The following is a 21,808-nucleotide window of genomic DNA, read 5'->3' on the forward strand; positions in this document are numbered from 1 at the left end:
CGAACTCACACGTTCATCGCCGTGCTGTTCTACGACTTGTCGACCGAGAAGCAGATTCGCATTCCGACCCAAGGGGAGAAGCGAGAACGTGACTTTCGCGAGTTGGCCCGAAAGAGCAAGCGGCCTGTCGCCCTGTTCGTTGAAGAGGCGCACGACCTGAACGGCAACACGCTGATCGGCCTGAAGCGCCTGATGGAACTGGTCGAGGACGGCGGCGGCAGCCTGTCCCTGATCCTTGCCGGACACCCGAAGCTGCGCAACGACCTGCGGCGCGCGACGATGGAAGAGATCGGCTACCGGACCGACATCTTCTCGCTCGACGGCATCGCAGGCAGTCAGCGCGAATACCTGTACTGGCTGATCGGTGCGTGCGCCGCCGACGGCACCGACGCCGAGTTGATCCTCACCGAGGAGGCGATCGATCTGCTGGTGACGAAGCTGCGCACACCGTTACAGCAAGGCGATTCGAGTGGCATCGCTCAGGCGGCGGCGCGCGCCGGATTCACTTCGACCGTCACGTGTGACAGCCCCTTGAAGCGTTTGAGCGCCGCATGATAGAAGTTCGGGCTGCGTTGCGCCTCTCGCGTAATCACCGATACGACGGCGCTCATGTGGCCGGGACCGACTCGCCATACATGGAGGTCGAGCACGGTGTCGCCATTGTCCTCGATGACGTGGCGAACGTTCTCGGCCATGCGTCTGTCCAGATTCATGTCGAGCAGGATGCGTCCCGTGTCGCGCATCAAGCCCCACGACCAGTTCGCAATCACCAGGGCGCCGACCACGCCCGCAAGCGGATCCATCCAGAGCCAGCCGAACGCGCGGGCGAGCAGGAGGCCGATGATCGCGAGCACGGAAACCGCTGCGTCCGCGATAACGTGAATGTAGGCCGAACGGATATTGTGGTCGCGCTGCGTCGCAGCCTGTGCGCTGTCGTGATCGTGTGCGTGTTCCTCGAACCCGATCGGATGCTCGCCATCGGGCAGGAGGACAACGGCCGTGAATGCATGCGGCTCGGGAATGTCGTCTTTCGATTCCAGATACGACCCCCGGTCGGCAAACGCGAAAGTTTGCCGGGTCCCGTCGGGGCGAACCGTCGTGACTGAAACGGCATCGGCAGGCAGCTTTGAAGACGCCGTTTCCGGCGTAATGCGGAAGACGGGCGGCACACCCTCTTCGAAGATCGATACGGCGAAAACGCCCGCGCTACCGAAGATGCGATGCGCCTCTTCCTCATGGTCGTGGTCGTCTTCGTACCCGTGCCCATGCCCATGCCCATGATGGTCGCCGCTGAGCAGCCAGACGCTGGCGAGATTGACGAGCAGACCTAGCACCGCGATAGGGATCGCCTGGCCGAAGTGAATGGGTACTGGAGAAAGGAAGCGCGAAACGGCCTCGTACCCGATCAGCAGCGCGATCATGGCGAGCACGATGGCGCTCGTAAAGCCCGCGAGGTCGCCCAGCTTCCCGGTGCCGAATACGAAGCGGCTGTCGCTCGCATACTTGCGCGCGTAGGTGTAGGCCAGCGCGGCGATCAGCATCGCGCCGGCGTGTGTCGACATGTGCAGGCCATCCGCGACGAGCGCCAGCGAACCGAAAAGACTGCCGCCGACGATCTCGGCCACCATCATCGCGCTGCACAGCGCAATCACCATCCAGGTTCTGCGCTCGTTGTCCTCATGGGCAGCGCCCAGGAAGATATGGTCGTGTCCCGCCCCAAAGGCGGTGTCCTCGAACTTGCTCATCGTTTTCTCACTTGAAGTAGCTGTGCACCACTTCGATTAGCTGCCCGGTTGCGCTGCCATGCTCGTCGTCGGGCTCCGCGTCGACCAGATGGGTGCGAATATGGTCCTCGAGGACGACGGCGAGCAGCCCGTTCATGGCGCCGCGACAGCTCGTAACCTGCTGCAGCACTTCCATGCAGCCGCGCTCTTCCTCTAGCGCCCTTTCAATCGCTTCAACCTGCCCCTTGATTCGACGAATACGGTTAAGCAGCTTCTGCTTTTCGCGGATCGTATGGCTCATGCCTGTTCTCCTGGATGCGGGCGAAGTGTAACGCAAATAGGGTAGGGGGGTATGCTAAATCGTGCGGTAAAGCTGAAATCGATTGGGTGCTGCGCGGCATGACCCAAAGTTGACCAGGAATTTCTTGCAGCCAGTCTTAATTTCGAATATATTGGAAATATGGAAGAGAAAGACGTTGTCCGCGCCCTTGCGGCGCTTGCTCACGAATTGCGCCTGCGCGTTTTCCGCATGCTGGTTGTCGCCGGGCCGGACGGCTTGACGCCCGGCACCATCGCGACACAGCTGGATCTGCCCAATGCAACGCTCTCCTTTCACCTGAAGGAGTTGATGCACGCCGGGCTCGTGACTCAGGAACGCGATGGGCGCAGCCTGATCTATCGGGCTGCCTACGGGCAGATGAATGCAGTCCTCGGCTTTCTGACCGAGAACTGCTGCCAGGGGCAGGCTTGCCTCGCGCCGGGCGCAGATTCATGTCAATGCTGACGGAGAACCTCCATGAAGCGGTTTCACATTCACGTCCACGTCGACGATATCGCAGCCAGTGTCGCGTTCTATTCGAAGCTGTTCGGCGCAGAGCCGACGCGAATCGAAGCGGACTACGCGAAGTGGATGCTGGACGATCCTCGCGTGAACTTCGCGATCTCGACGCGCGGTTCGAAGGCCGGGATCGACCACCTGGGTTTCCAGGTTGACGACACGGCGGAACTGGCCGAACTCGCGCAGCGCGCACAGGCTGCGGACATGACCTTGCTCGACCAGGGCGAGACGACCTGCTGCTATGCGCGCAGCGACAAGCACTGGATTCTCGATCCGCAAGGCATCGCGTGGGAGCGCTTCCATACGCTCGACACCGCCCCGGTCTATGGCGAAAGCCGGCAGCCGGTGCCGGCATCGGGCGCGGCGGCCTGCTGCGGGCCTGGCGGGAAGCCTGTTGCCATTCCCGTGAAACCGGCCGGTTCGGCCTGTTGTTGATCACACAACGCGTCTGCTAACACCATGACCACCAACGTCCTGATTCTCTGCACGCACAATTCCGCGCGCAGCGTGCTTTCCGAAGCCATGTTGAACCACTGGGCGAAGCAGCTCGGCAAGGACGTACGCGCGTTCAGTGCCGGCAGCGCCCCGAGCGGCCGCATCAACCCGTTCGCGCTCGAAGCGTTGGCGAACGCGGGTATCGATACGGAAGGCTATCGCAGCAAAAGCTGGGACGAGTTCGCGCAGGACGGCGCGCCGCCAATGCGCATCGTCATCACGGTGTGTGACAGCGCTGCCGCTGAAGCATGTCCGTTCTGGCCCGGTAGCCCCGTCAAGGTCCACTGGGGCTACGCCGATCCGTCGAACGCATCGGGCGGTGACGAAGGCAAGCGTCAGGCATTCGAGCTCACCCGCCAGGCCATCGGCTATCGCATGCTGCAACTGCTCGAACTGCCCATCGACCGTCTGACGAATGCCGAGCTTCAGCAGGCACTCAACGCCATCCTGCACAGCTGAAACCTTCTGCTTCGAGTCAACAAATGAACACCTCCGACGTTGCGGCTTCGCGCAAGACTGCGGACAAGCCGGCCATCAGCTTCTTCGAGCGATACCTGAGCGTCTGGGTCGCGCTTTGCATTGTCGCCGGCATCCTGCTCGGCAAGCTGCTGCCCGGCGTCTTTCAGGCGGTTGGCCGGATGGAATACGCACCTGCCAGTGGCACAGCTCGACAGCTATGTGGCCGGGCTGATCCTGTTGGCCGCGGCGCCCTGCACGGCGATGGTGTTCGTCTGGAGCCGCCTGACGGGCGGCGATCCTCTGTTCACGCTCTCGCAGGTCGCACTCAACGACAGCATCATGGTGGTCGCGTTTGCGCCGCTCGTCGGTCTGCTGCTCGGGATCTCGGCGATCACGGTGCCGTGGGCGACGCTGCTTACGTCGGTCGTGCTCTACATCGTCATTCCGGTGATCCTCGCGCAGATCCTGCGCAAGGTGCTGCTCGCGGGAGGCGAGGCGGCTTTTGAGGCCGCGATGGCGAGAATTGGCCCGTGGTCGATCGCGGCGCTGCTCGCGACGCTGGTACTGCTGTTCGCTTTCCAGGGCGAGGCCATCCTGAAGCAGCCGCTCGTCATCGTGCTGCTCGCCGTGCCGATCCTGATCCAGGTATTCTTCAATTCGGCGCTGGCATACTGGCTCAATCGCGCGGTCGGGGAAAAGCACAACATCGCCTGTCCGTCGGCCCTGATTGGCGCGTCGAACTTCTTCGAGCTGGCCGTGGCCACGGCAATCGGCCTGTTCGGTTTTAACTCGGGCGCTGCGCTGGCAACGGTCGTGGGCGTACTGATCGAGGTGCCGGTCATGCTGCTCGTCGTGCGCATCGTCAATCGTTCGAAGAACTGGTACGAGTGTGCCTGAAGTTGACGGAAACAACCCCATGAGCAGCATCGATATCGATCACAACGGGATGGTTGCCAATTCGGAGGGCAAACGTGTCCGATCTCACGCGTGACCTGCCGCAGGTTGATCCGGCGTTGTTCCGCGTTCCGGATATCGACCGCCTTCGCGTCGCGACGAGCTTGCCCCGTCCGCCGCGCATTCTGCTGCTCTATGGCTCGCTGCGTGAGCGCTCGTTCAGCAGGCTGCTGAGCGAAGAGGCGGCGCGCCTGCTCGCGGCGATGGGCGCAGAGGTACGCACGTTCAACCCGAGCGGCCTGCCGCTGCCGGACGACGCGCCCGACACACACCCGAAGGTGGCGGAACTGCGCGACCTGGTGCTGTGGTCGGAAGGCATGGTCTGGTGCTCGCCGGAGCGCCACGGCGCGATGACCGGCGTCATGAAATCGCAGATCGACTGGATTCCGCTTTCCGTTGGTGCAATCCGCCCGACACAAGGCAAGACACTTGCGGTAATGCAGGTAAGTGGCGGCTCGCAGTCGTTCAACGCCGTCAACCAGATGCGTGTGCTCGGACGCTGGATGCGCATGTTGACCATCCCGAACCAGTCGTCGGTGGCCAAGGCATTCATGGAATTCGACGAAGCGGGTCGCATGAAGCCTTCGGCCTACTTCGATCGCGTTGTGGACGTCATGGAAGAGCTGGTGAAGTTTACGCTGCTCACGCGCGATATGGGTCCTTATCTTGTCGACCGGTACAGCGAACGCAAGGAAAGCGCAGGGGAACTAATGAAGCGCGTCAACCAGGCCGGCATCTGACCCACGCTCCTTCCCCGACCTGGAATTCGGGTGGAGTCCGGCCTCGACCAACGGAGCAGACGTGTTGTCCGGCATCGGACGTGCCGGAGCGGCGCCGGTGCCGCCACTGAACCTGGTGCGCAGCTACGGCGCCGGGATGCTGCCAGTCCAAACTTGCCTTGCGCCGACGCATAATACTGTATAAATTCACAGTATGTGTTTACGTCCAGTAGGAGCGTCGCATGGAATCTCTGATTCGCATTGTGAATGACGAAGACCGTCAGGCGTTGGATTGGCTGGTGGCAAATGTAGGGGCGGATCGCGTGGCCGCAGCGACCCGGCGGCTTGCTGGCGGAGGGAAGCGGCCGTTTGTTTCCGCGCTGTGCAGATACCTCGGGGCGTGGCCGCCTGCTGCGCGTCGTGCCCGAAAAGTCGAGCCCGTTCATACGGCCGTTGGCGATCGGCATCTGGCGCGCATACGCGAGCTGCTTGCGCAACGCAACGCGGCAAAAGCGGGCGCGCATTGATCGGCCGGTTTCCCCTTGGTCGGGGCGCAACAGGGTTGCATTCTCGTACCGCTTGCGACGAATCCTCATCGCAGCGATGTCTTGTTTGACGTCTTGCCTCCTCGGATTGCGCGAAACCCATCGGTCATCTTTTCTTGTCTGACTAGCTGAGCCCCAATTTGACAAGTGAACTTTTCGCAAACCTGTTCGACATTTGTCGCCGCCATACTTCGGGGTGAGTCCGTCCGCGTAATGAATTGGGGAAACTCCTGACTCAACTAGCATTCATGAGGCGGATTTAACAAAGTTAGAATGAACGTTCTAGATCGACGCCGCCCATTTGCTTCTGAATGGGCAACGCCACTCGCGTTGAAACGCCATACATCAAACGTTGTCGATACAGACATAACGATTGATGAGATGCACGGGGGATAAATTAGTATGTCTAATCAAAAATTGGCTGCGACGGGAAGCGAATCGTGGGCCGCAAAGTTCACAACGTTGACTGGTTATCTATTCGATGGTTTTTGTGAACTCTCGCGCCTGAATCTCGCAACTTGCAGGTCGATATTCGCCGGATCGCAACAGCACTTCGAAGGCATGTTGTCCGCGCAGACGCCCGAGCAATTTGCCCGCAACCAGGTCGAGATATTGCCGTGGGTTGCTTCGCAGACGGCCGGGTACACTCGCGCATGCATGGATATCGCATCGGAGACTGCGGCGAAACTGCGCTAGCACGCATCGCGTCCGGGTCGCGAGTGCGCTCGCAGTCGCGAAGAAGCGTGATCAAACAGGATCAAGCGGGAGGGAAATACCATGTTGAGCCCCCACGAACTTGCCACGTTGATGCTGATAAAGAATGCGCCTGGGCGGATCGAGCCGGACCGGGAGGAACTCGGTGCGCTTCGCGATCTTCACCTGGTCGTCGTCGATACGCCCGAATCCGGCTTCCCCACGCCCCGCGTGACGCCTCAAGGCGACGCGCTCCTGAGGGCGGTCGCCCGCGTGCGCTGATTGGCGGTCGAGACCGCATAGTCTGTCACACGGACGGGCTATATTCAGAGTGCGTTGCTCACAATTGGGTTGCGATCCGCATGGATCGGAGGAGGCTGACGTGGACCCGTCCTGGCTGGGTATGGCTGCCGGCACGATCGTGCTCGTAATAGCCGCAGTTGGTGTCACCGCTCACTACCGGCGCGAACGGCGCAGGGCCGATTTGCTGCGCAACCTCGATCACCACGAATGGTGTCGCTGGACACGGGTTCGACGCTGAGAACCCCGTGCTGCGCTCGGGTGGCGCAGGCGGATTCCGGTATCCGCCGCCCTTTTGTTTAGGACAATTGATCGGTTGGCGCCTCGCGAGCGCCATCGATCGCGCGATGCGTATGCGCGTGGCATGCTAGGATCGAGCGCATCCCACTTCCATTTGTGCGAGCCATGGCGACGTTGTATGACTTGCTGGGCGTACGCGACGACGCAAGCAACGCAGACATCAAGCGGGCCTACCGCAGGGCCGCGATGAAAGCGCATCCCGACCGTAATATGGGACGCGAAGCCGCTGCGCATGCGCAGTTCCAGGAGATCAAGGAAGCGTACGCGATTCTTTCCGATCCGGCGCAACGCAGCGTCTACGATGCGGTCTATGCCGAGGAGATGGGGCGTATCGCCCGTGAACAGGAAGAAGAGGCGCGTTTGCAGGAGGCGGCCCGTCAGGAGGCATACGCGCGGTACGTGTCTGTTGCCATGCGCTTCGCGCAGCAAGGCTACAACCGCGACGTCGTGTTCGGCGCGCTGCTCGCCGGCGATTGCGAATCCCAACTGGCCGGGCGCATTGCCGACGGCGCCATCGAACTGCATCTGTCGCGTCAGGCGGGCAGCGCCGCGCCGCGCAATGCCGGCGAGCCGGGGGAGGCCATGCCGCCGTCTTCGTCACACGGCGCAGGCGACGAGGAATCGCAAAAGTCCGACGATCGTCGTCAAGCCAACTTCTTTAGTACGATCTGGCACGGTATGTTCGGGTTACATCCCTGAACGCGTCACGCTGCCAAAATGAGCCGAACAGGCAGGAGCGGGGTTACGATAGTGGCCAATACACTACTCAGCGTGGCCATCCTATGACTTCGAACTCACATGCCGCCCGCGATGTCGACACGGAGGCATTGGCAACCTTGTCCGAGTACCTGGAGCTTGCGCTCGATAAGGGGGGAAGCCTGATTCTCGTTCGAACGCCTGGCGGGAAGAACGAGGTCTATCTGGGCGACCCCGCGCTGTTGCCGGAAGACTGGACGCACCTCGGCGCGATTGCGGAACCGGTGGCTCGGGCGATACTGGATGGCACGCGCTCCGGGCTCAACGAACTGACGATCCAGGCACAAAACTATCGTTTCGTACGGTTGTTCGCCCAGGCTGCCGACGTGGGAGCAATCGTCTTCGTCACGGCCTGAGTGGCCTGCTGCATGGGCGTTTTCGCGGCCGCAAAAGTATGCGATCACGTTTGAAGGGGCCGTGAGCGAAAGCCACTATGATTAGCGAGTGGTGTCCTCGCGTAGGAGACGATTCGTGGCAACGTACAAGGAACTCAAGGCGCAACTCGCGGAACTCGAGCGTCAGGCGGCCATCGCCCGTCAACAGGAGTTCGAGACGGTTCTCGCCGATATCCGCGCAAAGGTGGCCGAATTCGGGTACACGCAGCAAGACATCTTTGGTAGCCGTCGCGGCAGGTCGGGGCTTTCGCATGGCGCGGCGCCCCCGAAATATCGGGACCCCGCAAGCGGTGCGACCTGGTCCGGCAGGGGACGCGCACCGAACTGGATCAAGGACGCCAGGAATCGCGACCGGTTTTTGATAAGCGAGTGAGTTGCACGGTATCGGCCGACGGCGACCGACGTTATCCTCAGAACAGGTCGCGCAGCGGCAGGCGACGCAAATCGTCGGAGACCGGAACGCTCGCCAGAACCACCAGCAGCATTGATAGGGGAACGCCCGCGGCAAATCCATAATGCCGGAACGCCAGTGCGCCCAGCGTTCCGCCCAGCAAAAACATGCCGAGCAGGGAGCCCAGTATGCGTATGCGCTGCATATCGGCCGCCACGTGATGCGACGCTGAGGCTGGCACGCCCCAGTTCCAGTAGAGCGCCTTCCCAAGTTCGATTCCCAGATCTGTCACGATGCCGGTCACATGCGTCGTGCGGATTTCGGCTTGCGAGATTTTCGTGATCATGGCGTTCTGCACGCCCATGATGTAACAGAGCACAGCCACCGTCAGCGGCACGAAGAGAACGCGATGGATGCCGAGATTCGCACCGAGCGCGGCGAAGCAAAGGAGCAGGGCGGCTTCGAGCAGGAGCGGCAGCGCGTAGACGCTGCGCGCGCAACGACGGCGCCCCCAGTTGATCAGAATGGCGGAAGTCGCGGCACCACTTGCAAAGGCAAGGACAGAACTGATAGCGGACAACGCGATGTCGCTATTGCCAAGCGCGGTGCTGTCGGCAAGCGAAGAGACGATGCCCGACATATGCGACGTGTATTGCCCAACGGCGAGGAAACCGCCGGCATTGATTGCACCGGCGACCCCGGCCAGTGCACGGCCAAGCCGCAGGTTGGCCTGCTCGGTGCGTTCGATAGAGGTGAAGCTGCGCAGATAGTGAATGGGCACGACGGCGTTCCAGGCTACGAGCGTCCAAACACACAGTGTACGACGTGGACTGATTGCACGGCCTAACGTCATCTCGCGTTGGGGGTGCGGTTATTTGCCGCAGGCCTTGCCACGTTGTCGTGAATTCGTGTAACCCGGCTGCACGTGCCTTTTTCGCGCGAGATCCGCGTCTCGATCGAGGGTCCGCAAGACCGGAGGGGCAATCGGCGATGCGCATCGCGGTGAGATCGTTCAGCCTTGCGCTTCGGGCATCGTCTGGACGATCAAGCTGTAAAGATCGTTGAGATTGTCCTCGGACTCCAGACTCTCGAACGGATCGCGATTCGCGCCGAACGCCTCATCGATCTCCATCCAGTCGGATAGCGTCAAATAACGTTGCGCGCCGGGCAGGATGACGGATTCTTCGAGGTGCCGGTGACTGGCGTAGAAGTCGGCGTAACCATATACGCCCTCACGCAACGCGGGCAACAAGTCGGCGCCGGCAAGTTCATATCGTGTGAGTGCGCGTTCGAGTGCGTGAACGCGCAGCTTGCCCTCCTCGTGCTGGCGCGCGAGTTCCCCGATGGCAGCGTCGAATTCATCGGTGCGTTCTTGAAGCCGCGCGAAAAGATATTGTTCTTCTTTGGGATGATGGACCTGCTCGGGGAATTCGCTGATGTAGTAGAGCATTGCCCGCATCAGCATGGCGCTGCGTAGGCCGGAGCCGGACGCCATGCCATCGACCACACGCAACATGCCGCTGACGATACTCTTCAGGCGGCGGTGTTCGCTCAGGATCACTTGTGTCGCATTGCGGCGGGTGGCGAGTTCCATGTCGGGCTCCGTGAGAGGAGCGGCCGACCTTGGGCAAGGGAGCAGAGGGAGTGGGGACAGCGCTGTGTGGTCAGCCGCGGCTGATTCACTATGCGCCCGGCGTTTCACGATGCATTGATTCTTGTCAATTTCTGGTCGCTGGGCGGGCCGCTAACGGACGTCCGGGCAGCGGATATCGGCACGGCGATTCGTCACCGTGCCGATATCGATGCGACCTGCCTCGGGAGCGCATGAATGCGGTCAGGGTGTGCTTGTTGGAGTCAGGATGGGGGGTTCGTACCCGCCCGTGTCCACGGCAAAACCCGCTTTGGTTGTTCCGCCCCCGCCCGCCGGGCCATCGCCGTTCGCAGCCCGGGCGGGACCGGCGCCGTAGCCCGCGCCGCTGCCCATGCCGGACACGCCTGGCGGGCCGTAGTCGTTCGCAACCGGCTCGGCACCTGGCCTCGCAACCGCAACGGGGGCCGAACGCACTTCGCCCGGCGGCGGCGCGAAGTTCGCAACGGGCGCACTGGGGGGGCCGTTGGTTGCGCCTCGGACCGACATGGTTACGCTCGCTGGCGGGGCATAGTCGTTCCTCGCTGGTGCGGGCACTGCCACTGTTCTCATGCGTTGAGCCGAATCAGGAGGTTGCGGCGGTGGGGCGTATGCGTTGGTAACCGGCGCGTCGATGATCGGCGCCGGTGGAGGAGGTGGCACGATTTCCACCATGGCCGTAGGCGCACCCATGCCCGGTGCGCTGCGGCCTAAAGGTCCGCCTGGGCCGCCTGCACTCGCGCTACCTGAGGAACTCCCCGCACTCGAGCTACCACCTGCGCCGGAGTTACCACCACCGGCGCTACTGCCACCGGAACTGCCTGCGCCGGAACTGCCTGCGCCGGAGCTGCCTGCACCGGAGCTGCCTGCGCCGGAGCTGCCTGCACCGGAACTGCCTGCGCCGGAGCTGCCTGCGCCGGAACTGCCTGCGCCGGAACTGCCTGCACCGGAACTGCCTGCACCGGAACTGCCTGCGCCGGAACTGCCTGCGCCGGAACTGCCTGCGCCGGAGCCGCCTGCGCCGGAACTGCCTGCGCCGGAGCCGCCTGCGCCCGAGCTACCTGCGCCAGATCCGGAGCCCGAGCCCGAGCCCGAGCCAGAGCCAGAGCCAGAGCCAGAGCCAGAGCCGTGACCACCGCCCGCACCGGCGCCGTGACCTCCACCATTGCCGCCACCGTTCCCACCGCCATTACCGCCGGCTGCGCCATAAGCCGCACCCGACAGGGCCAAAGCGAGCACCCATACCACGGTCTGCTTCGTTGATCGGATCATGGTTCCCCCCTGTTTCGCGCAAGCCGCTTCAAACACGCGACCTGCCCGCGCAAAGCCGCTCCGCGCGTATGTCAACGGGCGCGCAAGCGATGTTCCCCACACGTTCCTCCCGATGCGTGTCGTCGGCATTGTTCAGAAGAACTCTCTTCGTTGCGACTGCGCCTCTCATAAGCGGAGCGCAATGACTTATCGCGGCAGAATAAGGCGACTGGAAATCCGCGCCATCTCTCATTTGATTCGCATTGCGAATCAATCGCACTCGTATGTTTCGCAGACCCGGTAAACGACATGGCCTATATGTGGATTGTCAGGGCTGGCAGTTGAGTTGGAACGGGTTGGCGAAGAAAGACTAGCGAATGGCGTAGGTTCGGGAACCCGGCGCCGTTCAGACCTGAACGGGGTCAGGCCCGGCAGCGCGTCCTGATGCAAAGGCACCTCCATGGACAGTCGTCACGGGTGCCAGTGATAAACGACGACGCTCGATCCGTTGTAATTGTCTTTCGTGACGACGTATTCGCCGGTCGAGCGCAGGTACGCACGAATGCCGTACATCGAATCCACGTCGTTGCCGACGTCCATCGTCGTTGGGTTCGAGTTCGTCAATGTCGTGACAAGACTGCCGGTATCGAGGTCGAACACGTCGATATTCGGAACCGTGTGCACGTAGCCGACGAACAGGTAGTGCCCCGCCGCCGCGATCGATTTCGGATTCGCGCTCGTGAGATCGATCACCGGCCCCGGCGCGCTCATGTTGCCCGCTTTCCAGCCGTGATAGATCTCGATGTGTCCGTTCATCGCTGTCCAGTCCCAGCTCCCCGCGATGCCTTGCGCGAGAATCATCGTGTCGCTGTCCGACTGATAGATGATTCGCGTGAGCGGGCGCACGGTCCGCGGGATCTGGATCGTGCTGGCGGCGCCCCATGACGGCTTGCCGTTCGCGTCGAAGCCGGTCAGCGGGTAATGATAAATCTGGTTGGTCCGGTCGAGGCCTGCCCAGACGTCGCCGTTACCGTCGATTGAGAAGCCGGCCGTCACCTTCGTATTCGTGTTGAACGCCTTGCCCGGGATCGAACCGTCGGGGATGGCAATGTATCCGCTCGACGGCTGGAAATGAAAGAAGTTGAACGTGTCGGGATTCTGCCCGGAGGCGACGAGAATGCGGTTGCCGCCCACCACTACGAGCTGCCCGAAAAGTTGGCCGCGTTGATAGTCGTTCATGTTCAGGCGCGGGTCGGCCGGCCAACTGAACGGATCGATCGTGTTCGCCAGGAACGTGCCGCCCGATGTACCCGTGTAGATCGTATTGCCGCTATAGAAGTTCGCGCCATCGGTCGCCGGGTCGGGCGCCGCGATCGCCTCGAAATTGAGCGCCTGCAAGGTCCACTGCAGCGTGCCCGTTGAGTTGTACGAATGAATGTCGGTGCTGCCGTTGCGGCCGAGGTCCCAGTCGCCGCCCCATGCGTTGTTGAGCACGTACAGATTGCCCGCTGCATCCTTGCCGATACCGACGACGCGCGTGAAGCGCTTGTCGCCGACCTGCCCCTTGATGCCCGTCGTGGTGTCGAGATAGCCGCCCTGCACGCCGAACGTGCCGACCAGCGCCGGCACACCGGTCAGGGCATAACATTTGATGTTCATGTCGGGCCCTTCGTCGCCAACCAGCAGCTGGTTCGTCGGCGCGTCGAAATCGAGTGCCGATGGCCGGGCGCCCGCGGCCATCTGGATCGTGTTCATCGGCGCGCCAGCCGGGCTGAACTGTGCGATCACGCCTGCGTTCTCGCGCGCGACCCAGACGTTGCCTGCGCCGTCGACTGCGAGTGCGCCGGGTTGCTGGACGCCGATGTCGCGCTGCCAGACGCCGTCGGTTGTGTACACACGTATGCGATTGCCGTAATAGTCGCTGGCGTAGAGGAGTGTGCCCGCTGTCGCGAGACCGGTGATCACGTCCGCGTTCTGGATGCCGGTCCATGTGCTCACGGCGATGCGAAGGTCGCGTGTGTTCGAGCTTCGGTCGTAGCGGCCCACCGATCCGCTGCCGAATGCCCGGCTATAACCGAGCGCGACGAAGATCGACGTCGCGTTGCCCGTGATCGCACTGCCCTGGAACTCGTCGTGCGCGCCAATGGTGCCGAGCGTTGCGCCGTTCTGATAGAGCGCGACACCGCCCGCGTTTTCGTCCCAGCGCGATGACGTATAGATGACACCCTCGGGGGCGACCCACATCGAGCGCGCGCCGTTACCGACGTGTGCGGCGAGCGTGCCGAAGGTGTTGGCGAGCCAGTCGGTCGTGTATTGCGCGTAGCTGGCAGGTGCAATTACGGCGACGAAAAGACCCAGCAATGCTGCGCGAACCCGGCCTTTGATCATGCGCAGTGCTTCCCATAGACATCGCGCCGCGATGGCGTGAATCGCGGCGCATAAAATGACCGATGTTAAAGCGACGCCGCAATCGGGAGGTCGTGCTGTGTGAGCACGTGTATCCGGAGTGTAGTCAGTAAATCGCGATCAGCGTTCCAATGCGTACCTGAACTTCGCCAGAAGATGCGCGGCGAATGACCCAGCGCGCATCTGTGTCTGCTCGCGCAAGGGCTCAATCCGCCCGCGCCTTGACATAACGCCCGGGTGCGGGCTCGATTGGCCGAAACTTCGTGTTTCCCAGCTTCGTGCGCGCCTTGACTTGACCACCCGCGTGCGGCTGCAGCCACGCGATCCAGTGATTCCACCAGCTGCCCGAAGTCTGCTGCGCAGATGCAAACCAACCGTCGGCGTCGCTTTCAGGATTGCCGTTCGCGCCGCCGACCCAATAGCTGCGTTTGTTCTTTTTCGCCGGATTAATGACGCCCGCGATGTGTCCGCTCGCGCCGAGCACGAACTGGGCCTCACCGCCCAGAAGCCGGGTGCTGCGCCACGCCGATTTCCACGGCACGATGTGATCCTCCTGGGTCGCCAGTACGTAGGCCGGCATGTCGACGCGGCCGAGATCGACCGGCACGCCGCACATGGTGAGCTTGCCGGGCTCGCGCAGGTTGTTTTCCAGGTACATATTGCGCAGGTACCAGGTGTACATCGGGCCGGGCAGATTGGTGCTGTCTGCGTTCCAGTAGAGCAGGTCGAACGCCGCGGGGCGCTTTCCCTTCAGATAGTTGTTGATCACATAAGGCCAGATCAGATCGTTGGCGCGCAGCATCTGGAATACGAAGCCGAGTTCCCGCCCCGGGTAGATGCCGCCGCTTCCTATCGAGCGCTCACGCTGCAACACGGTTTGCTCGTCGATGAACACGCCGAGATCGCCCGGATCGGTGAAGTCGAGCATGGTCGTCAGGAGCGTCAGGCTCGCAACTTTTTCTTCTTCGCGCGCGCGGATCACCGCAAGCGCCGAAGAGAGGATCGTTCCGCCAACACACCAGCCTAACGTGTTGACCTTGTCCGCACCGGTGATCGCAAGCGCGACATCGATTGCCTGCATCACGCCGGCTTCCAGATAGTCGTCCCACGTCGTTTGCGCAGTTTCCGCATCGGGGTTGCGCCACGACACCATGAATACCGTTTGTCCCTGCTCGACGGCGAAACGCACAAACGAGTTTTCGGGCTGAAGGTCGAGAATATAGAACTTGTTGATGCAAGGCGGCACGATCAGCAAAGGACGTTTTGCTACGTGCGTGCCGAGCGGCGCGTACTGGATCAGCTGAAACAGGGGCGTCTCGAAGACCACCGCGCCTTTGGACACGGCAACGTTGTGGCCCACCTCGAAGGCGGCTTCGTCGGTGATCGTAATGGTGCCGCGCGCGAGGTCGCCAAACAGATTGGTCATGCCTGTACGAAGGCTTTCGCCGTTCGACTCGATGGCCATCCGGATCGCATCGGGATTGGTCGCAGCATAGTTGGTGGGACTCGCCGCATCGATGAACTGGCGCATGAAAAAGCGCAACCTGTGCTTTTCACTTTCGTCATGGCCCGTCGCGCCGACCATGTCTTCAAGCAGGCCCGCGTTGGCCAGGTAGCTCTGCCGCAGCAGGCTGTACCAGGCGTTGCTGGTCCATTCGTCTGCCCGAAACCGTTGGTCGCGGCATGACTGGGCGGCCGCCGCCTGCGGGTTCAGCATGTTCGTCCACAGCGACCACTGCTGTTCCCAGTAGCGAGTGCCGGCTCCATGCAACAGAGCCGGCGCAACGGCTGCACTCGCCGGGATGCCGGCCCATGCGCTCAGGAAGGCCGTCGCCGAGTGGGAAAATCCGTGCGCAACCTCGTCCGGCATATTGAAGTGATGGTTCATGCCGGTTCCACTGCGGTATTCGTCGAAGCGTCTGCGCAACGTGCTTCGCTAGTGCGATCCGCGTGCGAAGTGGGCATGACGAGCGCGTCGCCGTCGATGACAACCTTGCCCTGGACGGTGCAAACGGTGTCCAGCACGACCCGGCGCTTGCCCGGAATGAGTTCGCGTACCGTCACCGTGGCCTGCACCGTATCGCCCGGCCTGACCGGCGCCTTGAAGCGCAGGTTCTGCCCGAGATAGATCGTGCCGGGGCCGGGTAACCGGCCCGCAATGGCCGCGGAAATGATGCTTGCACTGAGCATGCCGTGCGCAATGCGTCCGTTGAAGGGCGTTTTGCGCGAGAACTCTTCATCGATGTGCACGGCATTGTTGTCGCCCGACGCGCCGGCAAACAGCACGATATCCGCGTCGGTAATGGTCTTGGCGAAGCTCGCGCTCATCCCTGGTGACAGGTCTTCGAAGTCGTATCCTGCAATGTCGTTCATATGTGATCCTAAGGAAATGGGAGCGCATTCGGCCGTCTTGCCGGTCCGTGCGGGAAAGACGATCACCTCGCATAGCGGGGTGGAGAATGCTGTCGCGGCCCGTGCGTCATGTCGTGATTCTTCACACGAAGTGTCGTCGGTACTGGGTTCACGACTGAGATCGCACAATACGGCAAATGCAGAACTTGCATTTACGATTGGACGCCATGTTTTTAATATTTCGCGCCAGCGTTTGCTATCCGTTTCTATCCGTTTGTTATCGGATGAGGCGGAAAAAGGGAGGCAAGCGGCGCGTGCCACGTTTGCGCGAGCAGAACACCGTCGCCGCTTCGCTCAGAGCCCAGGCGATCGCGCGCCGCTCGCGCGCAAGATCAACCGCACCACCTCCTCGGTGCTCGCGTCGAACCCCGCCGTTGAAAGTGCGCGCTTGCCCGAGAGCGCACGAATTTGCGCCTCGAAATCGGCATAGTGCTGCGTGGTCGCCCAGATCATGAAAAGCAGCGTTTTCGGATCGACGGGCGCGAGCAATCCTTGCGCAATCCAGTGATCGATCAGCGTCACGCGCGTTTCCATCCACGGCTTCACGCGCTTGAGCAGGATGTCCTGCATGTGCGTCGCGCCGCTGATGATCTCGTTCGCCCACACTTTCGATCCAAGCGGCCTGCGCCGCGAGAGTTCCATCTTCGCGCGCACGTAGCCTCCAATGGCCTCGACCGGATCGTCGCTCGCGTCGAAGGTATTGGCGGCCGCGTTCCATTCCTCGAACAGATCGTCGAGCACGCGCCAGTAGAGCGCGAGTTTGGTCGGGAAGTAGTAGTGCAGATTGGCCTTCGGCAGGCCCGCACGCTCCGCGATCAGCGCGGTGCTCGCGCCTTCGAAGCCGCGCTCGGCGAACACCGCCTCCGCGCAGGCGAGCAGATGGGCTTCGTTCGACTCGCGAATGGCGGCTTTGCGCCGGCGCGGCTTGTGCGCTGCGTCAGCGGCTTCGCGTTCGAGCGCCGTGCCGCGCATCGCGTGGGCCGCGGCTCGTGTCGTGGGTTCGTCGTCGCGCATGATGGTCGGTCCGTTCAGAAGCGAAGAGGCGGCGCACGGCTGCCACGGCCGTGTCGGCTTCATTGTAGCCACGATGTAAGCACCTCGTGCATTCACCGCCCTCGGGAAAAACGCGCGGAACGCGGGCGGGCTTTCGCGCACTGCAGCATCGGTGGCACGCTTCTCGCTGGTAACACCGCATTGAATTCGCGAAGTTTATCGCCTACAACCTGTCCAATCGGACAGGATTCGCGGAGCGAGGTTTCGGGAGCCGCGATGCGCCATTCGAGTGTGCACCGCCATGGCGCTTCCCGCCCCGGAAGGTGGCACGAATGCACGTTTGACGAACACGGACAGGAGGACACGCATGAACGCAGTAAGCGAAGCCGCGCTGACGACCGCGATTCACGTGAACGGCCAGCGTTTGTGGGACAGCCTGATGGAGATGGCGAAAATCGGCGCCACGCCCAAGGGCGGCGTGTGCCGTCTCGCGCTCACCGATCTCGACAAGACAGGGCGCGATCTCATCGTGCAATGGGCGAAAGAGGCGGGCTGCACGGTGAGCGTCGACCAGATGGGCAACGTGTTCATGCGCCGCGCGGGGCGCAACAACGACCTGCCGCCGGTGATGACCGGCTCGCACGCCGACTCTCAGCCCACGGGCGGGCGCTTCGATGGCATCTATGGCGTGCTGGGCGGGCTCGAGGTGATCCGCTCGCTCAACGATCACGGCATCCAAACCGAGCGCCCCGTTGAAACCGTGATCTGGACCAACGAGGAAGGCTCGCGCTTCGCGCCAGCGATGGTCGCCTCCGGCGTGTTCGCGGGCGTTTTCACGCTCGACTACGGGCTCTCCCGCAAGGACGTCGACGGCAAGACCATCGGCGAGGAGTTGCAGCGCATCGGCTATGCGGGCGAACTGCCGTGCGGCGGGCGCAAGATTCACGCGGCGTTCGAACTGCATATCGAGCAGGGGCCGATACTCGAAGCCGAAAACAAGACGATCGGCGTCGTGACGGACGCGCAGGGGCAGCGCTGGTACGAAGTCGTGCTCACGGGGCAGGAAGCGCACGCGGGCCCGACGCCCATGCCGCGCCGCCGCGACGCGCTGCTGGGCGCCTCGCGTGTCGTGCAGCTCGTGAACGAAATTGGTCTGCGCCATGCACCGCTAGCCTGTGCGACGGTCGGCATGATGCAGGTGCACCCGAATTCGCGCAACGTGATTCCGGGCCGCGTGTTCTTTACCATCGATTTCCGCCATCCCCAGGACGACGTGCTCGCGCAGATGGACGCCGAGTTGCGCGAAGGCATCGAACGGATTGCCGGGCAAGGCAAACTCGAAGCGCAGGTCGAGCAGATTTTCTATTACGCACCGGTGCCGTTCGACAAGGCCTGCGTGAACTCCGTGCGCGCGGCGGCGCAGCGCTTTGGCTACTCGAACCGCGAGATCGTTTCGGGCGCGGGCCACGACGCGTGCTATCTCGCAACGGTCGCGCCGACTTCGATGGTGTTCGTGCCATGCATCGACGGCATCAGTCACAACGAGGTCGAGGACGCGACGATCGAATGGATCGAGGCGGGCGCGAACGTGCTGCTGCACGCCATGCTCGAACGCGCGAACGAATCCGGCTGACGCCTGTGATGCCAACGCAAGCGGCCTGAGAGCCGCGCTGTCTTTTACGTTATCCCACGTACCGGCTGCGCATGTCATGCACAGCCGGCGGACCCGTGTTTTGCCTCGCAAGGAGCACCCGGATGTCCCAGTCCAACCCGAATGCCGCCGACGGCATCGCGCCTGGCCGCCTCACGGCCGAGCAGCTAGGCTGCAACTTCGCCGACGTCGCACCGCCACTCTCCGCCAACGCAGCCGTCATTGCCGCCGACCGCTGCCACTATTGTTACGACGCGCCCTGTGTCGCTGCCTGCCCGACTGGCATCGACATTCCGGGCTTTATCCGCAAGATCGGCAACGGCAATCTCAAGGGCGCGGCGCGCGACATATTGAGCGCGAATCCGCTGGGCGGCACGTGTGCGCGCGTGTGCCCGACCGAAATTCTTTGCGAAGGCGCGTGCGTGCGGAATCATCAGGATGGCGAACCAGTCAGGATCGGCGCGCTGCAGCGCCATGCCACCGACTTTCAGATGGCACGCGAAGCCGCCGGCGCGCCGGCGCTCTTCAAACGCGCGGGTGAGACGGGACGGCGCGTTGCCGTGGTCGGGGCCGGACCGGCGGGGCTTGCCTGCGCGCATACGCTGGCGCTCGCCGGGCATCGCGTGAGCGTGTTCGACGCGGGCGAGAAGCCGGGCGGGCTCAACGAATTCGGCATCGCAGCGTACAAGGTCGTCGACGATTTTGCGCAACGCGAAGTGCAATGGCTGCTTTCCATCGGCGGGATCGAAATACGTCAGGGCCAGCGGCTTGGCCGTGACGTCACGCTTACGGAGCTGCGCGCCGCTTATGACGCCGTGTTCATTGGCGTGGGCCTTGGCGGCACGCAGGCGCTTGCCATTGAAGGCGAAGCGCTCGATGGCGTGCGCGATGCTGTGGAATTTATCGCACGCCTGCGCGAAGCCGACGAACTTTCTACGCTAGCGGTGGGCCGCAAGGTCGTGGTGATCGGCGGCGGCAATACGGCTATCGACGCTGCCGTGCAAAGCCGCAAGCTGGGCGCGGAGCAGGTGACGCTGGCCTATCGCCGTGGCGCGGCGCAGATGAGCGCCACCTGGGCCGAGCAGGAATTCGCACGCGCGCAGGGCGTGGTGCTGGTCGAATGGATGAAGCCGCTGCGCATTACCGGCGACACCCGCGTGCAGGCCGTGGAGTTCGAGCGCACCGCGCTCGATGCGGGCGGCGCGTTGCGCGGCACCGGCGAGATCGTGCGCGTGGAAGCCGACATGGTCTTGAAAGCCATCGGTCAAAAGCTCTTGCCAGAAGGCCTGGTTGGCCCCGACGCCCTGCAACTTACCGCGGGCGGCGCGCGCATTGCCGTGGATGCGCATGGAGCGACATCCGTCGAAGGCGTATTCGCGGGTGGCGACTGCGCGGGCCATGGCGCAACCGATCTCACCGTGCAGGCTGTGCAGGACGGCAAGCTCGCCGCGCGCGCGATCGACCGCTACCTCGCGAGTCAGTCCGCCAGAGCCGCTTGAACTGCGCAGCTTGATCCAGGCGAGCAGCACACTGAATCCAGACAACACGAAGGAGTCGCATCATGGCCGACCTGCGCTGCACGATTGCCGGCGTTGAATCGCCGAACCCGTTCTGGCTTGCCTCCGCACCTCCCACCGACAAAGCCTACAACGTCAACCGCGCCTTCGAAGCGGGCTGGGGCGGCGTGGTCTGGAAAACACTCGGGCTCGATCCGCACGTGGTGAACGTGAGCTCGCGCTATGGCGCCACCACGTGGCGCGGCCAGCGCATGGCAGGGTTGAACAACATCGAGCTCATTACCGACCGGCCGCTCGACGTAAACCTCAAGGAAATCGCGCAGGTGAAGCGCGACTGGCCAGACCGGGCGCTCATCGTCTCGCTGATGGTGCCGTGCACCGAGCAGGACTGGAAGTGGATCCTGCCGCAAGTGGAAGCTACCGGCGCCGATGCGGTGGAGCTCAACTTCGGCTGCCCGCATGGCATGAGCGAGCGCGGCATGGGCGCGGCCGTGGGGCAGGTACCCGAATACATCGAAATGGTCACGCGCTGGGTGAAGGAGGGTACGCGCCTGCCTTGCCTCGTGAAACTCACGCCCAACGTGACCGACATACGCCACGGCGCGCGCGCGGCGATGAAGGGCGGCGCGGACGGCGTCTCGCTCATCAATACGATCAATTCGATCGTGGGCGTCGATCTCGACGTGATGGCGCCGCTGCCCACCGTGGATGGAAAAGGCACGCACGGCGGCTACTGCGGCCCCGCCGCGAAGCCCATTGCGCTGCACATGGTGGCGGAAATCGCGCGCGACCCGCAAACGCACGGCTTGCCCATCTCCGGTATCGGCGGCATTTCCGACTGGCGCGACGCCGCCGAATTTATCGTGCTGGGCGCGGCAAGCGTGCAGGTGTGCACCGCCGCGATGCACTACGGATTCCGAATTGTCAGCGATATGATCGACGGCCTTTCAAACTGGATGGACGACAAGGGCTACGCGAATCTCGACGCCATTCGCGGCCGCGCCGTGCCCAACGTCACCGACTGGCAGTACCTGAACCTGAACTACGACATCAAGGCGCGCATCGATCAGGACCGCTGTATTCAGTGCGGGCTCTGCCATATCGCATGCGAGGACACCTCGCATCAGGCGATTACCGCCACGCGCGACGGCAAGCGTCACTTCGAGGTAGTCGACGCAAACTGTGTCGGGTGCAATTTATGCATGCATGTCTGCCCGGTCGACCAATGCATCACGATGGAGCGCGTCGACTCGGGCCGCTACGCGAACTGGACCACGCATCCCAACAACCCGGCACGCGTGGCCGATCCGAAAGCCGCCTGACGCATTGAAACAGCACTGAGCCGAGCCGAACCGAACCAGACCAACGAAAAGCCACGGAGA

21 protein-coding genes and 2 pseudogenes are annotated in these 21,808 nt (G+C 62.8%); 15 read left to right on the forward strand and 8 right to left on the reverse strand.

All coding sequences use genetic code 11. The features are described 5' to 3' along the window. Positions 1-555 (forward strand): annotated as a pseudogene (locus BHE01S_RS26845) (hypothetical protein); the annotation flags it as partial. Here the strand turns inward: BHE01S_RS26845 and dmeF are convergent. Both dmeF and BHE01S_RS26855 read right to left on the reverse strand, forming a co-directional pair. After that, positions 480-1,745 (reverse strand): CDF family Co(II)/Ni(II) efflux transporter DmeF, encoded by a 1,266-nt coding sequence (dmeF, locus tag BHE01S_RS26850; RefSeq protein WP_042269212.1) that lies wholly within the window; start codon positions 1,743-1,745, stop codon positions 480-482. The pseudogene BHE01S_RS26845 and the gene dmeF sit on opposite strands and share 76 nt — an antisense overlap. A 7-nt stretch (positions 1,746-1,752) precedes the next feature. Beyond that, positions 1,753-2,025, reverse strand: a complete 273-nt coding sequence (locus tag BHE01S_RS26855) for a metal/formaldehyde-sensitive transcriptional repressor (RefSeq protein ID WP_042269215.1) — start codon at positions 2,023-2,025, stop codon at positions 1,753-1,755. Positions 2,026-2,184: 159 nt separating this feature from the next. Here BHE01S_RS26855 and BHE01S_RS26860 point away from each other — a divergent pair, with 159 nt between their 5' ends. From BHE01S_RS26860 to BHE01S_RS26905, 11 genes and pseudogenes are all read left to right on the forward strand, one after another. After that, a complete protein-coding gene (locus BHE01S_RS26860) occupies positions 2,185-2,508 on the forward strand; it encodes an ArsR/SmtB family transcription factor (protein ID WP_042269218.1) in 324 nt (107 codons plus the stop codon). Between the two features lie 12 nt (positions 2,509-2,520). Continuing rightward, positions 2,521-2,997: an ArsI/CadI family heavy metal resistance metalloenzyme gene (locus BHE01S_RS26865; protein WP_042269220.1), complete on the forward strand. Its 477-nt coding sequence runs from the start codon at positions 2,521-2,523 to the stop codon at positions 2,995-2,997. Positions 2,998-3,021: 24 nt separating this feature from the next. Then, positions 3,022-3,516 (forward strand): arsenate reductase ArsC, encoded by a 495-nt coding sequence (locus BHE01S_RS26870; RefSeq protein WP_042269222.1) that lies wholly within the window; start codon positions 3,022-3,024, stop codon positions 3,514-3,516. A gap of 23 nt (positions 3,517-3,539) precedes the next feature. Then, a pseudogene (locus BHE01S_RS26875) lies at positions 3,540-4,413 on the forward strand (arsenic resistance protein). Positions 4,414-4,487: 74 nt separating this feature from the next. Continuing rightward, positions 4,488-5,210, forward strand: coding sequence for an arsenical resistance protein ArsH (gene arsH / locus BHE01S_RS26880; protein ID WP_042269224.1), 723 nt, complete (start codon positions 4,488-4,490; stop codon positions 5,208-5,210). A 221-nt stretch (positions 5,211-5,431) separates the two neighbouring features. Beyond that, positions 5,432-5,716, forward strand: a complete 285-nt coding sequence (locus BHE01S_RS37145) for a hypothetical protein (RefSeq protein ID WP_084069273.1) — start codon at positions 5,432-5,434, stop codon at positions 5,714-5,716. A 420-nt stretch (positions 5,717-6,136) separates the two neighbouring features. Beyond that, positions 6,137-6,430, forward strand: a complete 294-nt coding sequence (gene phaP / locus BHE01S_RS37150) for a TIGR01841 family phasin (protein ID WP_084069275.1) — start codon at positions 6,137-6,139, stop codon at positions 6,428-6,430. Positions 6,431-6,511: 81 nt separating this feature from the next. Next, the gene (locus BHE01S_RS26890; protein WP_042269226.1) at positions 6,512-6,709 is read left to right on the forward strand and encodes a hypothetical protein; all 198 of its coding nucleotides are present in this window, start codon (positions 6,512-6,514) and stop codon (positions 6,707-6,709) included. A 423-nt stretch (positions 6,710-7,132) separates the two neighbouring features. Next, complete coding sequence (locus BHE01S_RS26895; RefSeq protein ID WP_042269229.1) at positions 7,133-7,726, forward strand: J domain-containing protein; 594 nt, start codon at positions 7,133-7,135, stop codon at positions 7,724-7,726. Between the two features lie 83 nt (positions 7,727-7,809). Continuing rightward, positions 7,810-8,139 carry a hypothetical protein gene (locus BHE01S_RS26900; RefSeq protein WP_042269231.1) on the forward strand — a complete coding sequence of 110 codons (330 nt, stop codon included), beginning with the start codon at positions 7,810-7,812 and terminating at the stop codon, positions 8,137-8,139. 115 nt (positions 8,140-8,254) lie between these two features. Next, on the forward strand, positions 8,255-8,551 hold the full coding sequence (locus BHE01S_RS26905) for an H-NS histone family protein (protein WP_042269233.1): 297 nt from the start codon (positions 8,255-8,257) through the stop codon (positions 8,549-8,551). Between the two features lie 37 nt (positions 8,552-8,588). Here the strand turns inward: BHE01S_RS26905 and BHE01S_RS26910 are convergent, their stop codons facing one another. From BHE01S_RS26910 to BHE01S_RS26940, 6 genes are all read right to left on the reverse strand, one after another. Then, positions 8,589-9,350 carry a YoaK family protein gene (locus tag BHE01S_RS26910; RefSeq protein ID WP_042269235.1) on the reverse strand — a complete coding sequence of 254 codons (762 nt, stop codon included), beginning with the start codon at positions 9,348-9,350 and terminating at the stop codon, positions 8,589-8,591. Positions 9,351-9,581: 231 nt separating this feature from the next. Continuing rightward, the gene (locus BHE01S_RS26915) at positions 9,582-10,163 is read right to left on the reverse strand and encodes a hemerythrin domain-containing protein (RefSeq protein ID WP_042269237.1); all 582 of its coding nucleotides are present in this window, start codon (positions 10,161-10,163) and stop codon (positions 9,582-9,584) included. A 1,755-nt stretch (positions 10,164-11,918) separates the two neighbouring features. After that, positions 11,919-13,835, reverse strand: coding sequence for an NHL repeat-containing protein (locus tag BHE01S_RS26925; RefSeq protein WP_042269239.1), 1,917 nt, complete (start codon positions 13,833-13,835; stop codon positions 11,919-11,921). Positions 13,836-14,058: 223 nt separating this feature from the next. Continuing rightward, on the reverse strand, positions 14,059-15,741 hold the full coding sequence (locus BHE01S_RS26930) for a PHA/PHB synthase family protein (RefSeq protein WP_042269241.1): 1,683 nt from the start codon (positions 15,739-15,741) through the stop codon (positions 14,059-14,061). After that, positions 15,738-16,226 carry a MaoC family dehydratase gene (locus tag BHE01S_RS26935; protein WP_042269243.1) on the reverse strand — a complete coding sequence of 163 codons (489 nt, stop codon included), beginning with the start codon at positions 16,224-16,226 and terminating at the stop codon, positions 15,738-15,740. The genes BHE01S_RS26930 and BHE01S_RS26935 overlap by 4 nt, the downstream gene beginning before the upstream one ends. Positions 16,227-16,559: 333 nt before the next feature. Beyond that, complete coding sequence (locus tag BHE01S_RS26940; protein ID WP_042269372.1) at positions 16,560-17,279, reverse strand: TetR/AcrR family transcriptional regulator; 720 nt, start codon at positions 17,277-17,279, stop codon at positions 16,560-16,562. Between the two features lie 346 nt (positions 17,280-17,625). Here BHE01S_RS26940 and BHE01S_RS26945 point away from each other — a divergent pair, with 346 nt between their 5' ends. The 3 genes from BHE01S_RS26945 (at position 17,626) to preA (ending at position 21,748) form a co-directional block, all read left to right on the forward strand. Further along, positions 17,626-18,891 carry a Zn-dependent hydrolase gene (locus BHE01S_RS26945; RefSeq protein ID WP_042269245.1) on the forward strand — a complete coding sequence of 422 codons (1,266 nt, stop codon included), beginning with the start codon at positions 17,626-17,628 and terminating at the stop codon, positions 18,889-18,891. A 122-nt stretch (positions 18,892-19,013) separates the two neighbouring features. After that, a complete protein-coding gene (locus tag BHE01S_RS26950) occupies positions 19,014-20,408 on the forward strand; it encodes an NAD(P)-dependent oxidoreductase (protein ID WP_042269247.1) in 1,395 nt (464 codons plus the stop codon). Between the two features lie 62 nt (positions 20,409-20,470). Continuing rightward, complete coding sequence (gene preA, locus BHE01S_RS26955; RefSeq protein WP_042269249.1) at positions 20,471-21,748, forward strand: NAD-dependent dihydropyrimidine dehydrogenase subunit PreA; 1,278 nt, start codon at positions 20,471-20,473, stop codon at positions 21,746-21,748. Positions 21,749-21,808 lie beyond the last annotated feature (60 nt).

The sequence above is a fragment of the Paraburkholderia heleia NBRC 101817 genome (assembly GCF_000739775.1).
GTDB lineage: Bacteria > Pseudomonadota > Gammaproteobacteria > Burkholderiales > Burkholderiaceae > Paraburkholderia > Paraburkholderia heleia.

What these genes read in the sequence shown, in the direction of transcription:
- BHE01S_RS26855 (WP_042269215.1), bottom strand. Translation starts at nt 2,025, where the DNA reads ATGAGCCATACGATCCGCGAAAAGCAGAAGCTGCTTAACCGTATTCGT.
- phaP (WP_084069275.1), top strand. Translation starts at nt 6,137, where the DNA reads ATGTCTAATCAAAAATTGGCTGCGACGGGAAGCGAATCGTGGGCCGCA.
- dmeF (WP_042269212.1), bottom strand. Translation starts at nt 1,745, where the DNA reads ATGAGCAAGTTCGAGGACACCGCCTTTGGGGCGGGACACGACCATATC.
- BHE01S_RS26935 (WP_042269243.1), bottom strand. Translation starts at nt 16,226, where the DNA reads ATGAACGACATTGCAGGATACGACTTCGAAGACCTGTCACCAGGGATG.
- BHE01S_RS26945 (WP_042269245.1), top strand. Translation starts at nt 17,626, where the DNA reads ATGAACGCAGTAAGCGAAGCCGCGCTGACGACCGCGATTCACGTGAAC.
- preA (WP_042269249.1), top strand. Translation starts at nt 20,471, where the DNA reads ATGGCCGACCTGCGCTGCACGATTGCCGGCGTTGAATCGCCGAACCCG.
- BHE01S_RS26925 (WP_042269239.1), bottom strand. Translation starts at nt 13,835, where the DNA reads ATGATCAAAGGCCGGGTTCGCGCAGCATTGCTGGGTCTTTTCGTCGCC.
- BHE01S_RS26930 (WP_042269241.1), bottom strand. Translation starts at nt 15,741, where the DNA reads ATGAACCATCACTTCAATATGCCGGACGAGGTTGCGCACGGATTTTCC.
- BHE01S_RS26890 (WP_042269226.1), top strand. Translation starts at nt 6,512, where the DNA reads ATGTTGAGCCCCCACGAACTTGCCACGTTGATGCTGATAAAGAATGCG.
- BHE01S_RS26950 (WP_042269247.1), top strand. Translation starts at nt 19,014, where the DNA reads ATGTCCCAGTCCAACCCGAATGCCGCCGACGGCATCGCGCCTGGCCGC.
- BHE01S_RS26865 (WP_042269220.1), top strand. Translation starts at nt 2,521, where the DNA reads ATGAAGCGGTTTCACATTCACGTCCACGTCGACGATATCGCAGCCAGT.
- BHE01S_RS26895 (WP_042269229.1), top strand. Translation starts at nt 7,133, where the DNA reads ATGGCGACGTTGTATGACTTGCTGGGCGTACGCGACGACGCAAGCAAC.
- BHE01S_RS26940 (WP_042269372.1), bottom strand. Translation starts at nt 17,279, where the DNA reads ATGCGCGACGACGAACCCACGACACGAGCCGCGGCCCACGCGATGCGC.
- BHE01S_RS26915 (WP_042269237.1), bottom strand. Translation starts at nt 10,163, where the DNA reads ATGGAACTCGCCACCCGCCGCAATGCGACACAAGTGATCCTGAGCGAA.
- BHE01S_RS37145 (WP_084069273.1), top strand. Translation starts at nt 5,432, where the DNA reads ATGGAATCTCTGATTCGCATTGTGAATGACGAAGACCGTCAGGCGTTG.
- BHE01S_RS26860 (WP_042269218.1), top strand. Translation starts at nt 2,185, where the DNA reads ATGGAAGAGAAAGACGTTGTCCGCGCCCTTGCGGCGCTTGCTCACGAA.
- BHE01S_RS26900 (WP_042269231.1), top strand. Translation starts at nt 7,810, where the DNA reads ATGACTTCGAACTCACATGCCGCCCGCGATGTCGACACGGAGGCATTG.
- BHE01S_RS26870 (WP_042269222.1), top strand. Translation starts at nt 3,022, where the DNA reads ATGACCACCAACGTCCTGATTCTCTGCACGCACAATTCCGCGCGCAGC.